Source organism: Kineococcus gurbantunggutensis (assembly GCF_050871925.1).
Taxonomy (GTDB): Bacteria; Actinomycetota; Actinomycetes; order Actinomycetales; family Kineococcaceae; genus Kineococcus.
Genome location: NZ_JBJLSG010000270.1, coordinates 1 through 3,668, shown reverse-complemented (window position 1 = coordinate 3,668; position 3,668 = coordinate 1). Strand labels below are relative to the sequence as shown.

Below are 3,668 nucleotides of genomic sequence, written 5' to 3'. Positions count from 1 at the left end.
CCCGGTCCTCCTCCTCGAGGAGGAGGACCGGGGCGCCGCGATCTCGTCCTCGGGCAGGTCCGCCCGCTGCGCGCGCGCTCGTAGCGTCACGGTCGACGGCCGCAGACGTCGGCGCAGTCGTGGACGAGGGAGAAGCATGATCGCAGCGGAGGCGCTGACGAAGCGCTACGGGACGACGACGGCCGTGGACGGGTTGTCGTTCACGGCGCAGCCGGGGGTGGTGACCGGGTTCCTGGGCCCGAACGGCGCGGGGAAGTCCACCACCATGCGGATGGTCCTCGGGCTGGAGCGCCCGAGCGCCGGGACGGTCACGGTCGACGGGCACCGGTACGCCGACCTGCCCGCGCCGCTGCGCGCGGTCGGCGCGATGCTCGACGCGCGCTCGGTGCACCCCGGGCGCACGGCCTCCCGCCACCTGCTGGCCCTGGCCCGCACCCACGGAATCCCGCGGGCACGGGTGGAGGAGGTCATCGGGCTGACCGGGCTGGAGGCGGTCGCCGGGAAGCGGGTCAAGGGCTTCTCCCTCGGGATGGGGCAGCGGCTCGGGATCGCGGCCGCGCTGCTGGGGGACCCGGCGACGGTGCTGTTCGACGAGCCGGTCAACGGCCTCGACGCCGACGGGGTGCTGTGGGTGCGGCGGCTGGTGCGGGACCTGGCCGCCGAGGGCCGCACGGTGTTCCTGTCCTCCCACCTCATGCACGAACTGGCGCTGTGCGCGGACCGGGTCGTCGTCATCGGCCGCGGCCGGCTGCTGGCCGACGCGTCGGTGCGGGAACTGCTCGACCGGTCCCGGGACGCCGGCCTGGTGCGCGTGCGCACCACCGAACCCGACGTCCTGGCGCAGGCGCTGACGCGGTCGGGGGCCGACGTCGCTCCCCGCCCGGACGGCGTGCTGCACGTGCGGGGAGCGTCCGTCGAGGAGGTCGGGGCGGCAGCGGGCCGGATCGGGGCGACCGTCCTCGAACTCGCGGCCGAGGCCGGTTCCCTGGAGGCGGCCTACCTGGAGCTCACGAGCGGTTCCGTGCAGTACCGGGCGGGGGGTTCCCGGTGAACGCGCCCGCGGGTTCGCCCGCGCGCCGCGCGGCCGCGACGCGCTCCGGCCCCTCCTTCGGGCGGGTCGTCGCCGCGGAGTGGACGAAGCTGCTGGGCCTGCGCTCCCCGATCGCGATCGCCGTGGCCACGGTGGCGGTGACGGGACTGCTGACCCACCTGTTCGCCAGCGCCTCGTCGGGCGACCCGGGTTTCGTCGCGACCCGGAACCTGCCGGACGCGCTGCCGCTGGCCTTCCTCGGCCCGCTGGTCCTGGGGGTCCTCGTCGGGACCGGCGAGTTCAGCACCGGGACCTTCCGCTCGACGTTCGCCGCGGTGCCGCGACGAGTGCCCGTGCTGGCCGCGCAGGCCGTCGTCACGGTCGGGTTCGTGCTCCCGGTCGCCGTGCTGACCGTCGGCGCGGCGGTGGTGGGGATCCTGCCCGCGGCGGCGTCGCGGGACGCGGCCCCGGACCTGCTCGGCGCGGGGGTTCCCCGGCTCCTGCTGGGGACGGTGTGCTACCTCGTGGGCACGGCCCTGCTCGGCCTGGCGATCGGGGCGCTGCTGCGCCACCCGGTGCCCGCCCTGGTCGCCGCGTTCGGCCTGGTGGTGATCGCGCCCCTCGTGCTCTCCCTGGCGGTGGACCTGGCCACCGGTCCGCCGGAGGCCTCGACGCCGGGGACCACGCCCCCCGGGACGGTGGCGGTCAACACGGTGGAGACCTTCACACCCGCCGGTGCCGCGGGGGTGCTGACGAGCCCGGACGGCGGCGGGCTCGACGGTGCTCCCGACCTCGGGGTGCGCGGGGCCGCGCTCGTCCTGGCGGCCTGGGTGGCGGTCCCGCTGGCCGCGGCCACTCACCGGTTGCGTCGTCGTGACCTCGCCTGAGGCCGGTGCTGCCGCGGGTGCGCGGGCGGGTGAGCGGGCCGTCCTGCCGCAGCGCGGCGCGGTGACCCTCCCCCGGGTCCTGCACGCGGAGTGGACGAAGCTGGCGAGCCTGACCTCGACGACGTGGCTCGTCGTCGGCACGGTCGTCGCCGCGAGCTCGCTGGCGTTCGCCCTGGGCCTGTTCGTCGGGCCGGGGGACGCGGTGAGCGGGACGTCGCTGGCCGCCTCCGGGAGCCTGCTGGCCCAGCCGATGGTGCTCGTCCTCGGCGTGCTGGCCGGGGCCGGGGAGTTCAGCACCGGTGCGTCGCTGACGACGTTCGCCGCGGTGCCCCGCCGCCTGCGGGTGCTGGTGGCGCAGGTCGTCGTGGTCGCGGCCGTGGCGCTGGTCACCGCGGCGGTGGCCCTCCTGGCGTCGGTCCTCCTGACCTCGGGCGCCCGGCGCGACGCGGGCCTGCCGTGGGGCGCCTCGAACCCGGGGGACCTGCGCGCCGCTGCGGGGTACGTGCTGTTCCTGACGGGTGCCGCGGTGTGCGGGGTCGGCCTCGGGGCGCTGCTGCGCCGGCCGCTGGCCGCGCTGACGAGCGGTGTGCTGCTGTTCGTGGTGGTCGACCGGGTGCTGGCCGCCAACCCCGGGCGGGTCACCGACACGCTGCGGGCCCTGCTGCCGGGCAGCGGCACCCGGTTGTTCGCCGACGACGCGCAGCTGGCCGCCCTGTCGGCCGGCCACGGTCCCGACCTCGGGGCGTGGGGTGGAGGGCTGGTCCTGGGCACCTGGTGCGCGGTGCTGGTCCTGCTCGCCGGGTACCGGTTGGTCCGCCGTGACGTCACGTGACCGACCCACCGCCCCGCCGCCCCGGACCGGCGGAGGCCGGGAGCGGGAGTGGGAGAGTGGGAAGGTGACCACCTCGCGCGCCGGCTCCGCGGAGCGGAGCAGCGGCCCGCCGGCCCTCACCGCGTCGCAGGTGCAGCGGCAGACGGCCTCCGGCCGGCTCCTGGCCGACCACCCGTGGGTCGCCCACGCGGTCACGGTCGCGGTGGTGCTGCTGCTCGGGACGTCCACCGCGGGTCTCGCCTCGGAGACGGTGCGGGGCGCTGCGGCCCTCGGGCTGTTCCCGCCCGGCACCCCCGTGGAGGGCCTGGTCGTGAGGGCGTGGACGGCGGGGTCGGTGCTGGGGGCGCTCGTGCTGCTCGCCCGGCGGTGGCGGCCGCTGGCGGTCACGGCGGTGCTGACGGTGCTGGCGGTCCTGTCGCTGCGGGTGGCGGGGGTCCTGGGGGTGCTGGGGTTCTGCCTGGCGTGGGCGCTGCACGCCGTCGCCGCCCGGCACAGCGCCCGCACCGCGTGGGTCGCCGGCACCTCGGTGCTGGTCGTCGTGACGGTCGCCGCGTGGTCCTGGCAGGACGTCGGGCTCAGCGAGGTCCTGCTGTGGAGCGACGGCATCGCGGACACCGCGGGGGGCGGAACACCGGTGCGGCAGCTGGTCGAGCCCGAGTTCTCGTCGGGGCGCCGGTCGTGGACGGTGATGCTGCTGCTCGCGCTGCTGGTGCTGGGCGGCGTGACCGGCGCCGGCGTGCAGGCCCGCCGCCTGCACGCGCACGACGTCGCCCAGCGGTACGCGGCGATGGCGCGCGAGCGCGACGCCAGCGCGGCCCTGGGGGGGGGGGGGGGGGGGGGGGGGGGGGGGGGGGGGGGGGGGGGGGGGGGGGGCGCCCCGCGCCCCGCTGGGGGTGGGCGGGTCTGGGGGGGTGGCCGA

At 77.6% G+C, this 3,668-nt stretch carries 3 protein-coding genes and 1 pseudogene; all 4 read left to right on the top strand.

Annotated elements, in window-relative coordinates; translation table 11 throughout:
• Positions 1 to 136: 136 nt before the first annotated feature.
• Entirely contained in the window at positions 137 to 1,051 is a 915-nt protein-coding gene (locus tag ACRYR7_RS24775; protein ID WP_432575003.1) for an ABC transporter ATP-binding protein, read from the top strand.
• The gene (locus ACRYR7_RS24770) at positions 1,048 to 1,917 is read left to right on the top strand and encodes a hypothetical protein (RefSeq protein WP_432575002.1); all 870 of its coding nucleotides are present in this window, start codon (positions 1,048 to 1,050) and stop codon (positions 1,915 to 1,917) included. The genes ACRYR7_RS24775 and ACRYR7_RS24770 overlap by 4 nt, the downstream gene beginning before the upstream one ends.
• A 61-nt stretch (positions 1,918 to 1,978) precedes the next feature.
• A complete protein-coding gene (locus ACRYR7_RS24765; RefSeq protein ID WP_432575001.1) occupies positions 1,979 to 2,749 on the top strand; it encodes a hypothetical protein in 771 nt (256 codons plus the stop codon).
• Between the two features lie 64 nt (positions 2,750 to 2,813).
• Positions 2,814 to 3,668: pseudogene (locus tag ACRYR7_RS24760) on the top strand (hypothetical protein); the annotation flags it as partial.